This is a genomic window from Paenarthrobacter sp. NPDC091711 (genome assembly GCF_044756605.1).
Lineage (GTDB): Bacteria > Actinomycetota > Actinomycetes > Actinomycetales > Micrococcaceae > Arthrobacter.
The window spans coordinates 270477-290196 of the sequence record NZ_JBIVTF010000005.1; the positions used below are offsets into that span (position 1 = coordinate 270477).

Consider the following 19720-nt stretch of genomic DNA (forward strand, 5'->3'; position numbering starts at 1 on the left):
TCCATGGAGTTTTTCCTGCAAACGCCCGCGTGGGCGGCTGTCCAGCGTTCCTTGGGACGCCGCGTCCATGAGCAGTCCGGACCCGGATGGAGCTTCCTTGCCGTTGAGGAGAAGAACCCGGCCGGCAAGGTCATTTATGCGCCCTACGGCCCCGTGGCCGAGTCCGTGGAAGCTTTCGACGCCGCCACTGCGGCATTGGTTGCCCTGGCCAAAAAGGAGCGCGCGGTCTTCGTTCGCATGGAGCCTGCCGCGGCAGGCTTTGGAGCGCCCGACGCCGGCACCCTCCTCCGCGCGCGTGGCTTACGCCCGGCACCGGTCAACCAGCAACCGGAGCTCAGCTGGATTGTGGATCTTGAAGGAGACTTCAAGGACGTCCTGGCCGGCATGAAACCGACCAACAGAAACCTCTACCGGAACATCCATAAGAAGGGCGTAACCTTCCGCGCGTCCCAGGATCCGGCGGACATCAACATTCTCCTGCATTTCCTCCACCTGACAGCTGCCCGGAACGGCTTCAAGCCCCAAAGCGATGAGTACCTCACGCAAGTGGCGGCCTCGTTGCTCCCCTCGGGCGCAGGCACACTGTTCATCGCTGAGCTGGAGGGCGAAGCGATAGCTGCTGCTTTCGCCTACGACTCCGCGGACACCCGTGTGTACGCCCACGCGGCCCTGGACGACACCCACCGCAAGCTCAGCGCTGGCATCCCTCTCCTGGTGACCCTGATGGCCGATGCCAAGGAGAAAGGCCTCAAGCACGTGGACCTCTGGGGCGTGGCTCCCGAGGACCAGCCGGACCACAAATGGGCGGGCTTCACGGCCTTCAAGAAGTCCTTCGGCGGCCGCGAAGTGTCCTACCCCGGCACCTGGGACCTCCCGACCAACAAGCTCCGATACGGCGCCTACCAATTAGCGAGAAGCCTCCGGGACAAGCTCCGCTAGGCCCCTCCAGCCCTTATCAGCGCGAAGCCGAACTTGGCACGACACAGAGAAGGACGGCGAGTATCGCGAAAGCGGCATCAAATCGACGAGGTACGAGGAGATAGCCGCCGAGCGATGCTCGCCGTCCTTCTGTTAGCTGCCTAGGGGTTACGGCTTGCGCGCGTAGGTCTCCCACTTGGATGCGTGGTGCTCAGCCTCGACGAAGCGGACCGTCCCGGACTTGGAGCGCATCACGATGGACTGCGTCATGACGCGGTCCTTCTGGTAGCGCACGCCGTGGAGGAGGTCGCCGTCGGTGATGCCGGTTGCTGCGAAGTAGCAGTTGTCCGAGGTGACGAGGTCGTTGGTGGACAGGACGCGGTCGAGGTCGTGTCCGGCGTCGATGGCCTTCTGCTTCTCTTCGTCCGACGTCGGCCACAGGCGGCCTTGGATGACACCGCCGAGTGACTTGATGGCACAGGCTGCAACGATGCCTTCCGGGGTGCCGCCGATGCCCATGAGGGCGTCAACGCCGGTGCCGGTGCGTGCTGCGGCGATGGCGCCTGCGACGTCGCCGTCCATGATGAACTTGGTGCGGGCACCGGCTTCGCGGATTTCTTCCACGAGGGGGCGGTGGCGGTCGCGGTCCAGGATCATGACGTTGAGCTGGTTGACCTTGACGCCCTTGGCCTTGGCGATGAGGTGCAGGTTCTGCTTGACGGGCAGGCGAAGGTCCACCATGTCGGCGGCTTCGGGGCCGGTAACGAGCTTCTCCATGTAGAACACTGCGGAGGGGTCGAACATGGATCCGCGCTCAGCAACTGCCAGCACTGCGAGGGCGTTGTTGATGCCCAAGGCGGTCAGGCGCGTTCCGTCGATGGGGTCCACGGCGACGTCGCACTCGGGACCGGTGCCGTCACCAACCTGCTCGCCGTTGAACAGCATGGGGGCTTCATCTTTTTCGCCTTCACCGATGACCACGACGCCGTTGAAGTGGACGGTGTGAAGGAACGAACGCATGGCGTCGACGGCGGCGCCGTCTGCCTTGTTTTTGTCACCGAATCCTACCCAGTGGCCACCGGCAATAGCCGCGGCCTCGGTGACACGGACGAGTTCAAGCGCAAGGTTGCGGTCGGGTTCGTCGATGCCGACGGCGAGCGACGGCGAAATCGTGGAATACTGCTGGGTCATTGGTGCAGGAGACACTTGAACCTCTTCTTCGAGTGACGATTCACGGGACCGGACATGGTTGCACGGGGCAACCCGGGGTTCCTCTATCAACGATCATAGTCGCCACGTGGTCCGGGAGTCGTTGGATGACCACGGCCCCTATTCTCTGTGGTGAGGTTGGCGGATGTGTGTTCCCTGCCGGGATAAGGGATCATGGAGGGGTGAGTGAAACGCAGGACAAGCCCGCAGCCGAGAACCCATCTGAGGCTGCACCGGCCAACCCCAACCCAGCCCAGGCAGCCACGGATGCCCCCTTTAAACCCGTCATTGCGGCGAAAGCTGCCAAGCGCGCCAACGCTTCTGTCATTGGCATGGTCATTGCGCTGCTGGTCTGTGTCCTGGCTTTCCTCCCCATCGTTTTGATGAACCCGGCGCCCAAGGGTGAGGGTTTCCGGCCTGATGTTGACGTCGCGGCCATCGCACGAAACGCCACAGGTGTGGCGGGATTCACACCGGTCACCCCGGATACGGGCGACACATTCAAACCCAATTACGCCCGCTGGGAGTCCGGTACGGGAAGCGGCGTGCCTACGTGGGAGATCGGTTTCCTGACTCCCAAGGAGAACTTCATCGGCCTGACCCAGACCAACCAGGCGAACCCCACGTGGGTTTTGCAGCAGACGGAGAACCTTCCTGTCACGGGTACCCGCAGCGCGGGCGGACAGGAATGGGAGCTGAGGGATTCCGGCAAGGAAAAGCGCAGCATGGTCCTGGAGTACCGCGGCACCACCATCGTCCTGAGTGGCACGGCAAAACTCGATGAGTTCGCAACCCTGGCGGCCGCCGTCGTGAAGTCCGCAGAGCAGGCGCCCCCGGCAAGTGCGCCGGCTACCGCGACTTCTTCAGCGCAGCCTTAGGCCCCGCAACGCGTCGGGGTTTGCCGAGGGGTTGGATCTCACGCGAAAGAGAAGCCCCAAGACCCGAGACCTCGCCCCTCACAAACGCGCCCGAATAACGGATGACGTTGCGGGGCCCGCTCTTCGCGCTAAAACCCCGCCGAACCCCGCAAAGTAGGCCCCACAACACGCAACAGTTTCACGGACTGCGGTGTCTGCGTCGTAAAGTAAGGCTCGTGCCTACTTACCTGACTCCAGCCCTGGCGTGGCGCCGTCTCCGCGAGGGCAACGAACGCTTTGTTTCCGGCGAATCCCTGCACCCCAACCAGGACGCTTCGCGACGCTCTTCACTTATTGAGAACCAGAATCCCTTTGCCGTGATCTTTGGCTGCTCGGATTCCCGGCTCGCAGCAGAGATCATCTTTGACCTTGGATTGGGTGACGCCTTCGTGGTGCGCACGGCCGGCCAGGTCATTGACGATGCTGTCTTGGGTTCGCTCGAATACAGCATCAGCGAACTCCGTGTTCCCTTGATCGTGATCCTCGGCCATGACAGCTGCGGCGCCGTGAAGGCTACCAAGGCCGCTGTGGAAACCGGTGAAATGCCTCCGGGCTTCATCCGCGATCTCGTGGAGCGCATCACCCCGTCAGTCCTGACGGCCAGGCGCAACAACCAGGACGACGTCAACGACATGGTGGTGGAGCACGTCAAGCAGACCGCAGCCCGTCTTGCTGACAGCTCACGTGTGATTTCCGACGCCATCGACGACGGCCGGGTTGCAGTCATCGGCCTGTCCTACAAGCTCGATGAAGGCCGCGCGGCCCTCGTTTCCGGGATCGGCAAGCTCTAGGAGGCCGTGCTCCGGCCCTGGCGCCGGAGCACGTAGCACTCCCCTTCGGGTTTTCTGTGCGGCGCCCAATCGCCATAAGCTAGCCCCATGACTTCCACCACTGAGTTCCGTATTGAACATGACACGATGGGCGAAGTTCGCGTCCCCGTGAACGCCCTGTACCGCGCCCAGACGCAGCGTGCTGTGGAGAACTTCCCGATCTCCGGCAAGACGCTTGAGCGCACCCACATCGAGGCCCTGGCCCGCGTGAAGAAGGCAGCCGCACTGGCGAACGCCGAACTGGGGGTGCTCGATGGTGAGCTCGCCGAGGCTATCGCCGCAGCTGCCGATGAGGTTGCAACCGGCAAGTACGACGGCGACTTCCCGATTGACGTCTTCCAGACCGGCTCGGGTACGTCCTCCAACATGAACACCAACGAGGTCATCGCAGAACTCGCATCGCGCGCCTTGGCCGCTGCCGGGAGTGACAAAGTTGTCCACCCGAATGACCACGTCAACGCCTCGCAGTCCTCCAACGACGTCTTCCCCACGTCCGTGCACGTTGCCGCCACCTCGGCCCTGATCAACGATCTGATCCCGGCCTTGGAGTACCTGGCAGCATCCTTGGACCGCAAGTCCGCCGAGTTCAAGGACGTCGTCAAGTCCGGCCGCACGCACCTCATGGACGCCACACCCGTCACATTGGGCCAGGAATTCGGCGGCTACGCAGCGCAGGTCCGTTACGGCATCGAGCGCATCAACGCAGCACTCCCCCGCGTTGCCGAGGTCCCCCTCGGCGGCACCGCCGTGGGCACGGGCATCAATACTCCTGCGGGGTTCCCGGAGCGCGTCATCGAACTGCTCGCAGCCGACACCGGCCTGCCGCTGACCGAGGCCCGCGACCACTTCGAAGCCCAGGCAAACCGCGACGGCCTCATCGAAGGCTCCAGCCAGCTGCGCAACATCGCGATCTCCTTCATGAAGATCAACAATGACCTCCGCTGGATGGGCTCGGGCCCCAACACGGGCCTCGGCGAAATCGCCATCCCCGACCTCCAGCCGGGCTCCTCGATCATGCCGGGCAAGGTTAACCCGGTCATCTGCGAAGCATCCATCATGGTTTGCGCCCAGGTCATTGGCAACGACACCGCCATCGCCTGGTCCGGCACCAACGGCGCCTTCGAACTGAACGTCGGCATCCCCGTCATGGCCGCCAACCTTCTTGAGTCCATCCGCCTGCTGGCCAACACCAGCCGCGTCATGGCCGACAAGATGATCGACGGCATCACCGCCAACGTGGAGCGTGCCCGCTTCCTGGCCGAGGCTTCCCCGTCCATCGTGACGCCGCTGAACAAGTACATCGGTTACGAAAACGCAGCAAAGATCGCCAAGATCGCCGTCAAGGAGGGCCTGACCATCCGCCAGGCCACCGAGAAGCTCGGCTTCGTCGGCGAAGGCGAAGGCCAGGTTTCCGAGGCCGATCTGGACAAGGCCCTGGACGTCACCACCATGACGTCCCCGGCCCACAAGGCCTGACCTCTGGTCTAAAACCCACAGTACGACGACGGCCGGTACCTTTCCCACGAAAGGTACCGGCCGTCGTCGTACCCGGAACTATGAGCAACGGCACATCGCCATCTTTTTGCACTTTCTTCTTTAGAGTGCAAAACTTTACTTTGTGAGTAATAGTGCAAATATCGACGGCGGCCTCCGCGAGCGCAAGCGGGCTGCCACGCGAACGGCGATTACCGCCGTCGCGCGTTCCATGACCGCTGCGCATGGCCTTAGCGGTTTCACGGTTGAGGAGGTCTGCGAATCGGCGGGGATTTCACGCCGGACCTTCTTCAACTACTTCCATTCCAAGGAAGACGCCGTGATCGGCTCGTTTTCCGACGAACTGCCCGAAGAGGCACTGGAGGCGTTCACCCGGAATCCTTCCCGGACGCCTGACAGCATCTCCGGGTCGCTCCTCGCAGCTTTGCACGTGCTCACCGTGACGCTGATGGAGCGTTCATCCATCAGCCGCACCGAAGTTCAGCAGTTTATTGCCGCCATCACGGCAGAGCCTCAACTCCTGGCACGGCTCACTCTTGAAGGGGAGGCCCGTGAACGCCAATTCGCAGGGCTCGTTGCCGCCCGCGAGGGTCTGGATCCGGACCACCCTGAAGTCATGACGGCGACTGCACTGTTTGGGGCTGTCTCCAAGAAGACGGCACAGCAGTTCTTTTCCGAGGACAACACCCGCCCGTACCGCGGGATTCTGGAGCAGAACCTCAGTGCCGCACGTAAACTCTTCGCCCAACCGCTGGCCACGAGCCACCAGCTGGGCCCCAACCCCCTTGAAACCTCGAAGGACCCCGCATGAGTACACTCTCGAAGGCAGCTGAACCACTGCTGCTGACCCAGAAACGCATCTGGATCATCTTCTCGGCGCTGATCGCAGGCATGCTCCTGTCCAGCCTCGACCAAACCATTGTTTCCACCGCCATGCCCACCATTGTGGGCAAGCTGGGCGGCGTGGAGCACCAAGCGTGGATCACCACGGCGTACCTCCTTGCCACCACCATCGTGATGCCGATTTACGGCAAGTTCGGTGACATTCTGGGGCGGCGGAATCTGTTCCTCGTGGCCATCGCGTTGTTTACCTTGGCTTCCGTGGGTTGCGCGTTCGCCACCGATTTCTGGGGCTTCGTGATTTTCCGGGCCATTCAGGGCCTGGGCGGCGGTGGTCTCATGATCTTGTCGCAGGCAATCATCGCGGACATCGTTCCAGCCAAGGAGCGCGGCAAGTACATGGGCCCCTTGGGCGCCATCTTTGGCCTGTCCGCAGTGGCCGGGCCTCTGCTGGGTGGGTTCTTCGTTGACCATCTCACTTGGGAATGGGCCTTCTACATCAACATCCCCATCGGCATCGCCGCGTTCATCACCGCTTGGTTCACCCTGACACTGCCGAACAAGAAGGCCGAGAAGAAGATCGACATCCTTGGTGTCCTGTTCCTCTCCGCTGCCACCACGTGCCTCATCTTCTTCACCGACTTCGGCGGCAAGAAGGACGAGGGCTGGGATTCGCCCCTCACGTGGGCCTTTGGCGCAGGTATGGTCCTGGCAGCCTTTGCCTTTGTGATGGTTGAACGTCGCGCCGAGGACCCCATCATTCCTCTCAGCCTGTTCAAGAACCCCATCTTCATCAACGCAACAGCTATCGGCTTCACGTTGGGCCTGGGCATGTTCGCTGCCATCGCCTTCGTTCCCACGTTCCTGCAGATGTCTTCCGGGACTTCCGCGGCTGAATCCGGCCTGTTGATGCTGCCCATGATGGTTGGTCTGATGGGCACGTCCATCTACTCCGGTATCCGCATTTCCAAGACCGGCAAGTACAAGATGTACCCCATCCTGGGTGCAGCGCTCACCATTGCTGCGATGCTGTGGCTCACCACGCTCGCAGCCTCCACCCCCATTTGGGTGATCTGTGTCCAGCTCTTCATCTTCGGTGCTGGCCTGGGCCTGATCATGCAGGTCATCGTCCTGGTGGTGCAGAACTCAGTCCCCGCTGACCAGATAGGTACGGCGACCAGTACCAACAACTACTTCCGCGAAGTAGGTGCATCGCTGGGTGTGGCCGTGTTCGGGGCAATCTTCACCAACCGACTGGCCGAGTCGCTCACCGAGGCCTTTACCGGTGCCGGTGCTTCCACCGAGCAGGCTTCGCAGTCCACCAGCACGCTGGATCCCCAGGCCCTGGCCCAGATGCCCGAACAGTTGCGTGATGCGATCGTCAACGCGTACGCCAACTCCTTGGCCCCTGTCTTCTGGTACCTGGTTCCGTTCATCGCTATCGCGCTGATCCTGGCCATCACGCTGAAGCAGATCCCCCTTTCCGATACCGCCGGCATGGTGGCACGCGGTGAGGCTGTAGGTGGCGAGGAAGCTGACAGGCTTGAGGCCGAGCGTCTTGAGACTGCTCGTCTGGAAGCTGATCTGGCGGCGCCAGGTGGCTTCGATAAGGACCCTGCTGACGCGGGGCGTAAGTAGCGCTAATCCTCTGTCTGGTAGGCCACGGGGCCTTCGGGCTCCGTGGCAAGCCTGATGGCTTCAAGGTTTCCGGCACTCATCTCCGGGAGGTCTTCCAGCGCGAACCACCCGACGGCCAGGGATTCGTCATCATTGACCTGCGCCTCTCCCGAGATGTATCGGCACCGGAACGTGATGTCCAGGAAGTCGCACACGTCGCCGTTGGGGAAGGTCACCGGCCCTACAACGCCGACGCCGATGATGCGCTCGGTCTCGGCCACCACCGCCGTTTCCTCAAAGATTTCCCGCACCAGGCCAGGTGCTGGGTGCTCCCCCGGCTCAAGCATCCCGGTGATGAGTGTCCAGTGACCATTGTCGGCACGCTGGCCCAACAAGACCCTGCCTTCATCATCGAACACCACTCCCCGCACGGCCGGCAGCCAGAGGGGATCGTTGCCGATCTTTTCCCGCAGTTTGAGCACGAATTCGGGTGCACCCATGGTCAGTTTTCCTTCAGTTCAATCGTTGCGTGTGAGTCGCTGGGCTAAGCATGACGCAGCCCGGTGAACACCGAGAATACGGGGAGCGTTGCAATTTGGCCGCAGTTGGCATTGGTCGGAAGTTTCATGCAGGCACAACAGCCATTGCGGCCGCCGCTCCAGCCAGCATGAAGGGGCCAAACGGGATGGTCGAGCGCAGCGTGCCACGCCGGGCAATCAGGATGCCCAAACTCCACAGCCCTCCCAACAGGAAGGCCGCGAACGTTCCGGCAAAGACGTGGCTCCACCCCAGATAGCCCAAGTAGAGGCCCAGCACGCCCGCCAGTTTCACATCGCCGAAGCCCATCCCGGGAGGGTGGATGAGACGCAGCACAAAGTAGAACAACCAGAGCACGGCGCCGCCGGCAACAACGCCCAGCCCGGGTACGCCAAAGAGCACAGCTGCAGCCGTGTCCTCCGTGGGCGAATCACCGAATGAAGCCACGATCGCGGCAGCCAGCAGAAGCACCCCGGCCACCGCATACGACGGAAACACGATGCGGTTAGGCAGCAGGTGGCTCCGGACATCTATCACTGTCAGCCGCACGGCCATGGCCACGAAGTACAGGCAGGCTGCCAGCACCAGCCAAAAGCCCAGAGGGCTGCCGGTCCAGAGGTCTGAAAGTCGTCGGATCACCTTCGGATGCTATCCAACTTTGGCCACCGACCCTGCTTGAACGCTTGGGTAAACTGTGGATATGGGGCGATACAGTGCAAGTGGACCAGGTTTTGACTTGTCCTCCACATTCCGCAATCTTTGCCGTTCTTCGCCATGGAAGTGGACCACCCTCCGCTTCGAATACCTTGAGCGGCCCGCTTCCGGCGCCCGGATCGTCCGGGCCTGGCTCAGGCGACCCGGTGCACTCCGCCTCGAGACCCCTGACGGCCAGCTTCTGCACAGCACCACCGGCATCAACGATTCCCGGGATGATCTTTACGTCAGTTCCACCCGCCGTTCGTGGCTGCTTCCGGCGCACTTGGTCACACCGGTATATGACGACGCCGGCCTGGTCCGCCGACGCCCCGAAGCGGAGTACGGGGAGCCCTCCTTTGGCAACGGTCGCCTCGCCGCCGCACTCGATCCCGTGGAACTTGCCGGCAAGGCACCGGTCCCCCTGGAGTTCCCGGATACAAACCCTGTCTTCCTTGAACAACCGCGCGAGGTGGACCATGAGGGCCGCGTGGCCTTGGAAACAATCGTCACGCCAAGCCGGACGTACGTCCCCTCAGACCCGCAGGAACCGCTGATCTACCCGGGCCGGACACTCATCAGGATCGACGCCGGCACAGGGGTCTGCGTGGCCAGCCAAAGCCTGGACGGCGACTCCTCAGGCAAAGGCCACTGGCTCAAGATCCTGGCCGTGGACGAGTACATGCTGGATGACCTTTTCCTGGCAGAGTCGATGAATCTCACGGACGTCCGCCGCCACATCCCATGGGACATCGGTCCAGCCGCCTGAGCAGCAGCGAGTTCCGCGCTAAGCTACGGCGATGACATCGCTGGCAGAAATTTGGCCCCCGTTCGGACTCAGCCTCAGCACTCCGAGGCTGACCATCCGTCCCGTTCTGGACGAAGACATCCCATCAGCCGTGGCGGCAGCGCGTTCCGGCGTCCACCCACCAGGAAAGAGCCCGTTCAGCATGCCGTGGGCAGAACTCCCGGACCACGAACTCGCGCCAAATATGGCCCAGTGGTACTGGCGCTGCCGGGCGAATTTCACGCCTGAGTCCTGGACCCTGCTCCTGGCCATCTGGCACGACGACGAGTTTCTGGGCGTCCAGGACCTCGGCGCCAAGAACTTCAAGACGCTAAAAACTGTGGGGACAGGATCCTGGCTCAAGCAGTCCGCGCAAGGCCAAGGCTACGGCAAGGAGATGCGTGCCGCCGTCGTGAGTTTCGCCTTCGATTACCTGGGCGCGGAAGTGGCCGAGTCCGAGGCTGCCATCTGGAACCAGCAGTCCCTGGGCGTCTCCACCAGCCTCGGATACGAACCCAACGGCATTTTCCGCGACGGCTGGGGCGAAAAGGTGGAAGAGGTCCAAAGAGTCCGCCTCACCCCCACCACCTTCAAACGCCCCGACTGGACCTTAAAAGTCCAAGGCCACGAAGAGCTGAAAACGTACCTCAAGCTCTAACCGCAGGACGAACCAGCCGTGCTGCGGTCCTTCGCAGAGGAGCGCATCGCGGGCCATCGGACGTCGGAGGTCGCCCAGCGACCGCAGACCGTCCCTATGGCCCGTGTCTAAGCGACGGCGAAGGGCCGTAGCCCGGCGAACCGGGCCACGGCCCTTCGCATCACTTGGAGAGACTAGATTTCAGCCCCTTCGAGCAGCTCCGTCACCAGGGCAGCAATCGGCGACCGCTCGGACCGGGTCAGCGTGATGTGCCCGAACAGCGGGTGGCCCTTGAGGGTCTCCACTACTGCGGCGACGCCGTCGTGCCGTCCCACGCGGAGGTTGTCGCGCTGAGCGACATCGTGGGTGAGGACGATTTTGGAGTTTTGTCCGATGCGGCTCATGACGGTGAGGAGTACGTTTTTCTCGAGTGATTGTGCTTCGTCCACGATCACGAAGGCGTCGTGGAGCGATCGGCCGCGGATGTGGGTCAGCGGCAGGACTTCGAGCATGCCCCGGTCCATGACTTCTTCAACGACTTCCTGGCTTACCAGCGCGCCCAGGGTGTCGAACACGGCCTGCGCCCAGGGGTTCATCTTTTCCGATTCGGAGCCGGGGAGGTAGCCGAGTTCCTGGCCGCCCACCGCGTAGAGGGGGCGGAACACTACTACTTTGCGGTGTTCCTGGCGTTCCAGGACGGCTTCCAGGCCCGCACAGAGGGCAAGCGCGGACTTGCCCGTGCCGGCCCGCCCGCCGATGGACACGATCCCTACCGCCGGGTCCATGAGGAGATCGATGGCCAGCCGTTGTTCCGCTGAGCGTCCGTGGAGTCCGAACACGTCCCGGTCGCCTTTGACGAGCCGGACTTGCTTGTCTGCCCCAACCCTGCCCAGCGCGGAGCCGCGGTTGGAGAGGAGAACAAGCCCCGTGTTGACGGGCAGTTCTGCAGCGGCGGGGATGAAAGCTGGTTCGTGGCCGTAGAGGGTGGTGATTTCCTCTTCGGTTGCATCCACTTCGGCCATGCCGGTCCAGCCGGAGTCCTTGACGAGTTCGTTGCGGTACTCGTCCGCTTGGAGCCCCATGGCAGAGGCTTTGACGCGCATCGGGAGGTCTTTGGACACCACGGTGACGTTGTGGCCTTCGTTGGCCAGGTTCTTGGCGACAGCCAGGATGCGGCTGTCATTGTCGCCTCCACGGAATCCTGCGGGAAGGACTTCCGGGGAAATGTGGTTCATTTCCACCCTGAGCATCCCGCCGTCTTTCCCAATGGGGATGGAGTGGTCAAGTCCCCCATGTTCGATCCTGAGGTCGTCCAAGAGCCTCAGGGCTTTCCGGGCGAAGTAGCCCAATTCGGGGTCGTGGCGTTTTCCTTCCAGTTCGCTGATCACCACGATGGGGACGATCACCTCGTGTTCGGCGAAGCGCAACAATGCGTGTGGATCGGATAGCAGGACGGACGTATCAATCACGTAGCTGCGGCCTGTAGCGGACGGTGTGGTCCGCCCCTTTTGTGAGACCCGCTTGGTGCGAGAGGTAGCTGCACTTTCCCCGTCGGAAACCATTGCGGGCAGTTGCTCAGAAATAGCCACATCGACTCCAGCCCCGGGCAGTTCGCCCGGCCTAATGGTGAAGCGGCTCGGCCGGAAGGCCGGGCGTGGCCTCCCCTGTAACTGGTGCGATAGTCCGCTCCATATACTGGCCTCCCCGATCAGCGGGCGGTTTTGCCTGCTGATGGGATTAACGTAATCCTCAGCACATTCATTTCCGCAATCTGCGCCCGGCAAGTCGCATGTCCGGATCGTTAAATTTTGGTAAACCGGGGTTCGCTTACGCGCCGAATCGCCGCTGGCGTCCGGCATAGTCCCTGAGCGCGCGGAGGAAATCAACCTTCCGGAAGGCAGGCCAGAGGGCTTCGCAGAAGTAGAACTCGCTGTAGGCGCTTTGCCACATGAGGAAGCCTGAGAGCCGTTGCTCGCCTGATGTACGGATGACGAGGTCAGGATCGGGTTGGCCGCGGGTGTAGAGGAACCTGGAGATGTCGTCCACCGAAAGTTCATCTGCAACCTCGGACATGGTGCGTCCTTTGGCCTCGGCGTCGTGCAGAAGTTCCCGTACGGCGTCGACGATTTCACGGCGCCCGCCGTAGCCCACTGCCACGTTCACATGGATTTTTTCGTGAATCGGGGTGCGGGCGGTCAGTTTGTTGAGGCGCTCAGCGAGGTAGTCAGGCAGGAGTTCCGGCGCGCCCATGGCGTGAACAGAGACGTCCACGTCTTCGTCGAGCCGGTCCATGGTGTTCGCGATGATGCCCATGAGGAGGTCCAGTTCTTCACCGGATCGGCTCATATTGTCCGTGGAGAGCATGTAGAGGGTTACTACTTTGACGCCGAGTTCCTGGCACCAGCCGAGGAATTCGTGGATCTTGTCCGCGCCTGCTTGGTGTCCTTGACTGGTGGGGGCATTGAACTGCCGGGCCCATCGACGGTTTCCGTCCACCATGACGCCGATGTGGCGCGGGATTCTGTCTTGCTTGAGAGAGCGCAGCAGCTTGCGCTCATAGAAGCCATAGAGGAAACCGGGCAGCTCCACCGGACTCTCACCTGACTTCCTTGCTTGTACGACGACGGCGCACATCCAAGGCTACCGTCCCGAACTGCCGGGCCGGTGCAGTCGCCGGTCAAATTCCGATCCACTATTTGTTACCACTGGGTAACTTACCGAAACGTAAGTTATTCTTGTCCCATGGCTGAGCTCCTCGAAACCAAGCCCCTCTGGCGTGGCTGGATCCACGCCGTCGCCGCTCCTTTTGCACTCGCTGCAGGGATCGTCCTGGTGACTGTTGCCCCTACTCCGGACCGCAAGATCACCTCAGCCATCTATGCCGTAACGGGCTTCCTGCTGTTTGGAGTCAGCGCCGTTTATCATCGCGGAAACTGGTCCCCCAAGGTCAGAATGCTGCTCAAACGGCTGGACCACACCAACATCATGCTGGTGATTGCCGGCAGCTACACACCGTTGGCATGGTCTTTGCTGGATCGCCCACAGGCCCTGACCTTGCTATGGCTGGTGTGGTCCGGAGCCATAGTTGGCGTTCTCTTCCGGATTCTGTGGACACACGCTCCGCGGTGGCTTTACGTACCGGTGTACATCGCGCTGGGCTGCGGAGCACTGTTCTACCTGCCCCAGTTCTTCGCAGCCAACGCTCCGGCAGCAATGCTCATCTGCGTCGGCGGCGCGCTATACATCGCAGGTGCGGTGTTCTACGCCCTCAAGAAGCCGAACTTCAGCGTCCAGCACTTCGGCTTCCATGAGCTCTTCCATGCCTTCACGGTGCTGGCGTTTGCCGCGCACTTCGTGGCGATAATGTTGGCCGTGCTGAGTTAGGCTGCGTCTTCCAACCAGATTCAGCGGGGTCCACCCTCAGCGGAGTTATCTTCCCCCGCCTCGTCGCCGGCTTCGGCAGCCAAGCGTGCTTCCTCCACCTGTGCACGGTAGCGGACGCGGCGAATCCTGCGGACCATGTCCACGATCAGGAACGTGGTCAGAATCACGATGAAGGCCGTGAGGACGAAGCCCCACGTACCGGGCGTCACCTGATCCTCGGACAGGCCAGGCCGCAGCGTGCCCGTGGGATCGGGCGACGGAGTGACGGTCAGGGCAAGAATCAAGTGATGCACTTTCAAACCTTCTGTGGGAGCTGATGCGTGCCGGCTGGCAGCGCGTGGCCGGTGAGCCGACTGGCCGCACGGTAATTTCTACGAGCGATAGAAACTAGCGGCTTTCCTATCTTATCCCCGCGAACAGGTCCTTTTCCGGCAGTTCGGAAGGGACCCTGGACGTGATCAGGGTGTAGTCCTCCCACGGCCACGCGGTGCGCTGCAGATCCGGTGACACTGCGAAGAAGAAGCCGAGGGGGTCGATCTGGGTCCGGTGCGCACGCAGTGCGTCATCACGGGCTTCAAAGAACTCACCGCAATCAATCTGAGTGGTGGTCTGATGCCCTGCCTTGGGCGCTGTGTGACCTTCCGCGTCGGTTTCCAGCCACGCAGCCAGCCGCTCGGCGTACGGCGACTGCAGCCCGGCCTCTTCCAACGCAAAATGCAGCGCACGGAAGCGGTCCGGGCTGAAGGCGCGGTCGTAGTAGAGCTTGCTGGGCGTCCAAGGTTCACCCATGCCGGGATATCGCTCAGGATCACCTGCGGCGTCAAAAGCTTCCACCGCAACCTTGTGGGCCATGATGTGGTCCGGGTGCGGGTAACCACCGTTTTCGTCGTAGCTAAGGATGACGTGCGGCTGGAAATCACGGACCAGCCGGACCAGAGGCGCAGTGGCGCGCTCCAGCGGCTGCAGGGCGAAGCAGCCCGGCGGCAGCGGCGGAAGCGGGTCGCCTTCAGGAAGGCCCGAGTCCACGAAGCCCAGCCAACGTTGCTTGATTCCCAGGACGGCCGCAGCGTTGGCCATCTCAATGCGGCGGGCGCCTGCCATGTCCCGCTTGGGATGCGGGGCGTCTTCCATGGCGGGATTCTGAATGTCGCCTCGCGAGCCGTCAGTGCAGGTGGCAACCATGACGTCCACTCCGGCAGCGGCGTACATCGCCATGGTTGCTGCCCCCTTGCTGGACTCATCATCCGGATGGGCATGGACGGCGAGCAGTCGAAGCTGCTGGTCGGAACTGCTGGACGCTGTCACGTGACGGCTCCTCTTTCATGGGTCGAGCTTTTGGGGGCGGTGATAGGGCGCCGGGATCGGCACTAAACTGGACGGGTGACTTCAGAGGACCTATCGGCCACCCAAGTACCGGCAAGCACCAGCCTAGCCAATCGTTACGGCGGTAAAAAGCGCGCCATGACGCGCAAGACCAAGCGGAACATTGTCATCGTCGCCCTGGTCCTGGGAATAGGGTTCGCCGCTTATGTGGCAACGGGCTCCGCCCAGGCCCCCGTCACGTTCAAGGACATCGGGTACAGCACCGTGGACGACACCCAGGCAGAGGTTGACTACCAGGTCACAAAGTACCCGGGGGCCACAGCCAAATGTGCCATCAAAGCCTTGGATTCCAAGTTCGCGGTGGTGGGATGGAAGGTTGTGGAGATCGGGCCCAACGATCCCCAGGATGATCCCGACGGTGGCAGCACCACCATGCAGCGAACCGTCCTAAGAACCGAGTCCCCGGCTGTCTCCGGAGTGGTGGACAACTGCTGGATCGTGGACAGCGGCAAATAACTCTCATGTGAGCTAAGCCTCAACCGGTTTGGGTTCGTCCAGAGGATTTACTACAATGGATGAAACCTTCACCCCGTTAAGTTGGTTACTGAGATTCACGAGTGGCCAACTCGGCGGGGTCTTTTGCATTGTCAGATCTAGAGGAGAAATCCGTGTCTACCACCAATAGCGCCACTGCGGCTTGGCTCACCCAGGAAGCTTTCGACCGCTTGCAGGCTGAGCTGGACCACCTTTCCGGCGCTGGCCGGGCGGAAATCGTCCAGAAGATCGAAGCTGCCCGCCAGGAAGGCGACCTCAAGGAAAACGGCGGATACCACGCCGCCAAGGAAGAGCAGGGCAAAATCGAGGCCCGCATCCGCCAGCTCACCGCACTCCTGCGCGATGCCCAGGTGGGCGAGGCTCCTGCCGATGACGGAATCGTTGAGCCCGGCATGCTGGTTGTTGCCCGCATTGCCGGCGACGAAGAGACGTTCCTGCTGGGCTCCCGCGAAATCGCCGGAGATTCCGATCTTGACGTCTTCAGCGAAAAGTCGCCCTTGGGTGCCGCAATCATCGGCCACAAGGAAGGCGACAGCTTGAGCTACGTCGCCCCTAACGGCAAGGAAATCCCGGTGGAGATCGTCTCCGCCAAGCCCTACGTCGCCTAAGCAGCGGCTCACCGGCCTGAAATCACGACGCCGGCCCACCCCTTTGGGGGCGGGCCGGCGTTTTTCGTGTGCGCACCCAACTGGGTAGCAGTTCAGGTCGTTCTCAGCGCTCAGAACGACCTGAACTGCGACCTACTTGGGTTAGGGGGTGAGTTTGGGCTTGGGCCGGAGCAGGATGGCAGCGATGACGCCGCCCACGGCCCCGCCGAGGTGGGCCTGCCAGGAGACGTAGCCAAGTACCGTGGGCAGCACACCGAAGAGGATGCTGCCGTAGGCCATGAACAAAACCACGGAGAGCAGGATCTGCCACCAGTTTCGGTTGAAGAATCCCCGGACCAGCAGGAAGGCGAAGAACCCGAACACCAGTCCGGAGGCCCCCACCGTCACTCCTCCCCCGCCAATCAGCCATACCGCGAGCCCTGATCCGAGCCAGCTGAAGGCCAACGCCGTGATGAACACCCGGATGCCGGACAGGAACACCAGGAAGCCGAAGATGATCAACGGCAGGGTGTTGGACAGCAGATGGTTCAGGTTTGCGTGCAGCAGCGGAAACGTCAGGATGTCCAGCACGCCGTCCATGGAGCGCGGGCGCAGGCCAAAGGTTGCATTGAGTCCGTGGCGCATCAGGGTATTGAGGATCTCGATGACGTAGAGCAGGATGACGAATCCGCCCATGAAGAGCAGCCCGCCTTTCGCCCGTCCGGCCAGCGATTCCTTTGCCTCTTCTTTAGAGCCCTCAGGCATTCCAAGCACCATGGGCGCCCCTTCCGTCAGTGCACCACGATCGGCTGGAAGCCCTCGGCCCGCAGTGCACCGAGAACCTGCTCGCCGTGTTCGTGGCCCTTGGTTTCCAGGTTGATAGTGATGGAGACGTCGCCCATGCTGATGGATCCACCCAAACGGGTGTGGTCCAGGCCGGTGACGTTGGCATCGTTTTCAGCGATGATGCGGGCAATGGTGGCCAACGAACCCGGACGGTCATCCAGCATCATCCGGACCGTCATGAAGCGGCCGGCAGCAGAAAGACCGCGCTGGATGACTTTGAGCATCAGCATGGGATCGATGTTGCCGCCGGAAAGCACGACGGCGGTGTTCCCCGGGTTTTCGATCTTGCCGTCCATGAGCGCGGCTACTCCCACGGCCCCGGCCGGCTCAACCACCATCTTGGCGCGCTCGAGGAGGAAGATCAGTGCCCGGGCGAGCGAGTCCTCGCTCACGGTAACCACGTCGTCAACAAGCTCCCGGATGATGCTGAAGGGCAACTGCCCGGGACGCCCTACCGCGATGCCATCAGCCATGGTGGTGACCTTCTTCAGCGGCACCAAGGCATCAGCAGCGAGGGAAGGAGGGTATGCGGCGGCGTTTTCTGCCTGCACGCCGATGACCCTGATCTCACGGCCGAGTTCCTTGGCCCTGGCCTTGATGGCCACAGCTACACCAGCCAGCAGCCCGCCGCCGCCAACGCCCATGAGGATGGTGTCCACGTTGGGGATCTGATCCAGGATTTCGAGCCCGATAGTGCCCTGCCCTGCAACAACATCCACGTTGTCGAAGGGGTGGACAAAGACCGCGCCTGTCTCGTTAGCGTAGCGCTGGGCTTCAGCCAGGGCCTCATCCACGTTGTGGCCGTGCAGGACGACTTCAGCTCCGTGGCTCCTGGTGGCCGCCAGTTTTGGCAGGGCCACGCCAAGGGGCATGTAAATGCGGGCGCTGATGCCCAGGCTCTTGGCAGCCACTGCCACACCTTGGGCGTGGTTACCTGCTGAGGCCGCTACTACGCCGCGTTTCTTTTCTTCGTCAGTCAGCCGGGCCATGCGCACATAAGCGCCGCGGACCTTGAAGGAGCCTGCACGCTGCAGGTTCTCACACTTGAAAAAGACGGTGCCGCCCACGAGGCTGCCCAGCGCACGGGACGACTCCACAGGAGTCTTGGTAATAATGCCCTCGAGCAGCTCCTGCGCCTTGAGGACATCGTCCAGCGTGACGGGCAGGGTTTCGAGGGTATTCACTGACTATTCTCCTTTGTTGGTGTCGGCTTGAGGCTCCTCAACAGAGGTGCTCCCCGAAGCCTTGGTCTTACCGGCGACGCCTTTGCCGAGGCGGGATTCGGGCCGCGGGAGGTGGACCTCCTTGAAGTTTGCGTCGCCGTCCGGCCCCGCCGAAGCGGCTGCCGGCTGGAGTTCCACGCCGCCCAATCCTTCATCATGTTCCCACGTCCGGCCCGCAATGTAGCGAACTGCCGTGTTTACTACGGCGAGCAGCGGGACCGCGAACAGGGCCCCGGGGATGCCGGCGAGGTATGAACCCGCAGCAACGGACAGGATCACGGCCACCGGGTGCAGCGCCACGGCCTTGCCCATCACCAGCGGCTGCAGGATGTGGCTTTCAAGCTGTTGGACCACCAGGACGATTGCCAGCATGATCAGCGCGTTGATGGGTCCGTTGGCCACGAGGGCGAGCAGCACTGCGATGGCACCGGTCACCAGCGCGCCCACCACCGGGATGAACGAGCCGATGAATACCAAGACAGCCAGGGGAAGAGCCAAAGGAACCTGGATGATGGCTGCTCCAACGCCAATGCCCACGGCATCCACAAACGCCACGAACATCTGAATCCGAACATAGCTGACCATGGACGTCCAGCCCCGGCGTCCAGCGCCATCAGTGGCCCTTCGTGCGCTCCTGGGCAGGAGACGGACCATGAAAGCCCAGATCCGTGGCCCCTCCAGGAGGAAGAAGATGAGGATGAACAATGCCAGGACAAGGCCGGCCGCAAAGTGGCCGGCGGTGCTGCCGAAGGACAGCGCACCGCTGAGGATGCTGCTGCTGTTGTTCTGGAGCGCATCCGCGCCGTCGGAAATGTACTGGTCAATCTGGTCTGCGGTGAGGTGCAGCGGGCCGTCGGCCAACCAGGTCTGAATTTGCTGGATGCCCGCCAGCGCCTCCTGCCAGAGCGCACCAAAGCCCGTGACCAATTGCCTGCCCACCAGCGCGAGCGCTCCGCCGATCACGCCAATGAAGCCAAGGACGGTGATGGCGACTGCTCCCCCGTTGGGGATCTTGCGGTTGCGCAGCCACTTCACTACGGGGTGCAGCAGGCCGGCCAACAGCGCGGCAACCATTACCGGGATGATGAGGAAGCTGACCTTGCCCAGCAGCCAGACAAGGGCGCCGATCATGAGCAGGATCAGGCCTGCCCGCCAGGACCAGGCTGCAGCAATGCGCACCCCATAGGGGATGTCTTCGGCAATTTGGCGGTCTGAACGTGTTTTGGCGTCCGGTGTTGGCGTCATGAACCCATAATTCCGTAGGGCGCGCCGTATGGGAAACCGGCTCTCACTTCCGAGACAATTCCGAGCACTTGCGTGTCA

At 62.3% G+C, this 19720-nt stretch carries 21 protein-coding genes; 11 read left to right on the forward strand and 10 right to left on the reverse strand.

Annotation, left to right across the window (positions count from 1 at the left end):
* The first annotated feature begins 3 nt into the window (after positions 1-3).
* On the forward strand, positions 4-939 hold the full coding sequence (locus ACIQH5_RS10815) for a lipid II:glycine glycyltransferase FemX (protein WP_400402963.1): 936 nt from the start codon (positions 4-6) through the stop codon (positions 937-939).
* 147 nt (positions 940-1086) lie between these two features.
* Here the strand turns inward: ACIQH5_RS10815 and glpX are convergent, their stop codons facing one another.
* Complete coding sequence (gene glpX / locus ACIQH5_RS10820; protein ID WP_261608935.1) at positions 1087-2109, reverse strand: class II fructose-bisphosphatase; 1023 nt, start codon at positions 2107-2109, stop codon at positions 1087-1089.
* Between the two features lie 200 nt (positions 2110-2309).
* On the opposite strand from glpX, the gene ACIQH5_RS10825 reads away from it, so the two are divergent.
* The 5 genes from ACIQH5_RS10825 (at position 2310) to ACIQH5_RS10845 (ending at position 7846) form a co-directional block, all read left to right on the forward strand.
* A complete protein-coding gene (locus ACIQH5_RS10825) occupies positions 2310-3005 on the forward strand; it encodes a DUF4245 domain-containing protein (RefSeq protein WP_400402965.1) in 696 nt (231 codons plus the stop codon).
* A gap of 215 nt (positions 3006-3220) precedes the next feature.
* Positions 3221-3835 carry a carbonic anhydrase gene (locus tag ACIQH5_RS10830; RefSeq protein ID WP_026542810.1) on the forward strand — a complete coding sequence of 205 codons (615 nt, stop codon included), beginning with the start codon at positions 3221-3223 and terminating at the stop codon, positions 3833-3835.
* Between the two features lie 87 nt (positions 3836-3922).
* On the forward strand, positions 3923-5350 hold the full coding sequence (locus tag ACIQH5_RS10835) for a class II fumarate hydratase (protein ID WP_400402968.1): 1428 nt from the start codon (positions 3923-3925) through the stop codon (positions 5348-5350).
* 142 nt (positions 5351-5492) lie between these two features.
* Positions 5493-6179, forward strand: a complete 687-nt coding sequence (locus tag ACIQH5_RS10840) for a TetR/AcrR family transcriptional regulator (protein ID WP_400402970.1) — start codon at positions 5493-5495, stop codon at positions 6177-6179.
* Positions 6176-7846, forward strand: coding sequence for an MDR family MFS transporter (locus ACIQH5_RS10845; protein ID WP_400402973.1), 1671 nt, complete (start codon positions 6176-6178; stop codon positions 7844-7846). The genes ACIQH5_RS10840 and ACIQH5_RS10845 overlap by 4 nt, the downstream gene beginning before the upstream one ends.
* Before the next feature lie 2 nt (positions 7847-7848).
* Here ACIQH5_RS10845 and ACIQH5_RS10850 read toward each other — a convergent pair whose 3' ends face one another.
* Both ACIQH5_RS10850 and ACIQH5_RS10855 read right to left on the reverse strand, forming a co-directional pair.
* Positions 7849-8325 carry an NUDIX hydrolase gene (locus ACIQH5_RS10850; RefSeq protein WP_400402976.1) on the reverse strand — a complete coding sequence of 159 codons (477 nt, stop codon included), beginning with the start codon at positions 8323-8325 and terminating at the stop codon, positions 7849-7851.
* A 124-nt stretch (positions 8326-8449) separates the two neighbouring features.
* Positions 8450-9001: a prepilin peptidase gene (locus ACIQH5_RS10855; protein ID WP_400402978.1), complete on the reverse strand. Its 552-nt coding sequence runs from the start codon at positions 8999-9001 to the stop codon at positions 8450-8452.
* Between the two features lie 61 nt (positions 9002-9062).
* Here ACIQH5_RS10855 and ACIQH5_RS10860 point away from each other — a divergent pair, with 61 nt between their 5' ends.
* Positions 9063-9824 (forward strand): hypothetical protein, encoded by a 762-nt coding sequence (locus tag ACIQH5_RS10860; RefSeq protein ID WP_400402980.1) that lies wholly within the window; start codon positions 9063-9065, stop codon positions 9822-9824.
* A 31-nt stretch (positions 9825-9855) separates the two neighbouring features.
* Entirely contained in the window at positions 9856-10500 is a 645-nt protein-coding gene (locus ACIQH5_RS10865) for a GNAT family N-acetyltransferase (RefSeq protein WP_400402983.1), read from the forward strand.
* Between the two features lie 173 nt (positions 10501-10673).
* On the opposite strand, the gene ACIQH5_RS10870 is transcribed toward ACIQH5_RS10865, so the two are convergent.
* The gene (locus ACIQH5_RS10870; protein WP_400402985.1) at positions 10674-12068 is read right to left on the reverse strand and encodes a PhoH family protein; all 1395 of its coding nucleotides are present in this window, start codon (positions 12066-12068) and stop codon (positions 10674-10676) included.
* Between the two features lie 238 nt (positions 12069-12306).
* Positions 12307-13113 carry an isoprenyl transferase gene (locus tag ACIQH5_RS10875; protein ID WP_400402988.1) on the reverse strand — a complete coding sequence of 269 codons (807 nt, stop codon included), beginning with the start codon at positions 13111-13113 and terminating at the stop codon, positions 12307-12309.
* A gap of 108 nt (positions 13114-13221) precedes the next feature.
* On the opposite strand from ACIQH5_RS10875, the gene ACIQH5_RS10880 reads away from it, so the two are divergent.
* Positions 13222-13863: a hemolysin III family protein gene (locus ACIQH5_RS10880; protein WP_400402991.1), complete on the forward strand. Its 642-nt coding sequence runs from the start codon at positions 13222-13224 to the stop codon at positions 13861-13863.
* Between the two features lie 20 nt (positions 13864-13883).
* Here ACIQH5_RS10880 and ACIQH5_RS10885 read toward each other — a convergent pair whose 3' ends face one another.
* Both ACIQH5_RS10885 and mca read right to left on the reverse strand, forming a co-directional pair.
* The gene (locus tag ACIQH5_RS10885; RefSeq protein WP_400402994.1) at positions 13884-14156 is read right to left on the reverse strand and encodes a hypothetical protein; all 273 of its coding nucleotides are present in this window, start codon (positions 14154-14156) and stop codon (positions 13884-13886) included.
* 106 nt (positions 14157-14262) lie between these two features.
* Entirely contained in the window at positions 14263-15168 is a 906-nt protein-coding gene (gene mca / locus ACIQH5_RS10890) for a mycothiol conjugate amidase Mca (RefSeq protein ID WP_400402997.1), read from the reverse strand.
* Positions 15169-15243: 75 nt separating this feature from the next.
* Here mca and ACIQH5_RS10895 point away from each other — a divergent pair, with 75 nt between their 5' ends.
* Entirely contained in the window at positions 15244-15702 is a 459-nt protein-coding gene (locus tag ACIQH5_RS10895) for a DUF4307 domain-containing protein (protein WP_400403000.1), read from the forward strand.
* 152 nt (positions 15703-15854) lie between these two features.
* A complete protein-coding gene (gene greA / locus ACIQH5_RS10900) occupies positions 15855-16349 on the forward strand; it encodes a transcription elongation factor GreA (RefSeq protein ID WP_026542824.1) in 495 nt (164 codons plus the stop codon).
* Positions 16350-16490: 141 nt separating this feature from the next.
* Here the strand turns inward: greA and ACIQH5_RS10905 are convergent, their stop codons facing one another.
* The 3 genes from ACIQH5_RS10905 to ACIQH5_RS10915 are packed head-to-tail and all read right to left on the reverse strand — an operon-like array spanning position 16491 to position 19642.
* A complete protein-coding gene (locus ACIQH5_RS10905; RefSeq protein ID WP_400403002.1) occupies positions 16491-17105 on the reverse strand; it encodes a rhomboid family intramembrane serine protease in 615 nt (204 codons plus the stop codon).
* Positions 17106-17119: 14 nt separating this feature from the next.
* On the reverse strand, positions 17120-18358 hold the full coding sequence (gene ilvA / locus ACIQH5_RS10910; protein ID WP_400403005.1) for a threonine ammonia-lyase: 1239 nt from the start codon (positions 18356-18358) through the stop codon (positions 17120-17122).
* A 3-nt stretch (positions 18359-18361) separates the two neighbouring features.
* Positions 18362-19642, reverse strand: coding sequence for an AI-2E family transporter (locus ACIQH5_RS10915; protein ID WP_400403007.1), 1281 nt, complete (start codon positions 19640-19642; stop codon positions 18362-18364).
* Between the last annotated feature and the right edge of the window lie 78 nt (positions 19643-19720).

What these genes read in the sequence shown, in the direction of transcription:
- ACIQH5_RS10850 (WP_400402976.1), bottom strand. Translation starts at nt 8,325, where the DNA reads ATGGGTGCACCCGAATTCGTGCTCAAACTGCGGGAAAAGATCGGCAAC.
- glpX (WP_261608935.1), bottom strand. Translation starts at nt 2,109, where the DNA reads ATGACCCAGCAGTATTCCACGATTTCGCCGTCGCTCGCCGTCGGCATC.
- ACIQH5_RS10815 (WP_400402963.1), top strand. Translation starts at nt 4, where the DNA reads ATGGAGTTTTTCCTGCAAACGCCCGCGTGGGCGGCTGTCCAGCGTTCC.
- ACIQH5_RS10875 (WP_400402988.1), bottom strand. Translation starts at nt 13,113, where the DNA reads ATGTGCGCCGTCGTCGTACAAGCAAGGAAGTCAGGTGAGAGTCCGGTG.
- ACIQH5_RS10835 (WP_400402968.1), top strand. Translation starts at nt 3,923, where the DNA reads ATGACTTCCACCACTGAGTTCCGTATTGAACATGACACGATGGGCGAA.
- ACIQH5_RS10860 (WP_400402980.1), top strand. Translation starts at nt 9,063, where the DNA reads ATGGGGCGATACAGTGCAAGTGGACCAGGTTTTGACTTGTCCTCCACA.
- ACIQH5_RS10915 (WP_400403007.1), bottom strand. Translation starts at nt 19,642, where the DNA reads ATGACGCCAACACCGGACGCCAAAACACGTTCAGACCGCCAAATTGCC.
- ACIQH5_RS10905 (WP_400403002.1), bottom strand. Translation starts at nt 17,105, where the DNA reads ATGGTGCTTGGAATGCCTGAGGGCTCTAAAGAAGAGGCAAAGGAATCG.
- ACIQH5_RS10880 (WP_400402991.1), top strand. Translation starts at nt 13,222, where the DNA reads ATGGCTGAGCTCCTCGAAACCAAGCCCCTCTGGCGTGGCTGGATCCAC.
- ACIQH5_RS10865 (WP_400402983.1), top strand. Translation starts at nt 9,856, where the DNA reads ATGACATCGCTGGCAGAAATTTGGCCCCCGTTCGGACTCAGCCTCAGC.
- ACIQH5_RS10845 (WP_400402973.1), top strand. Translation starts at nt 6,176, where the DNA reads ATGAGTACACTCTCGAAGGCAGCTGAACCACTGCTGCTGACCCAGAAA.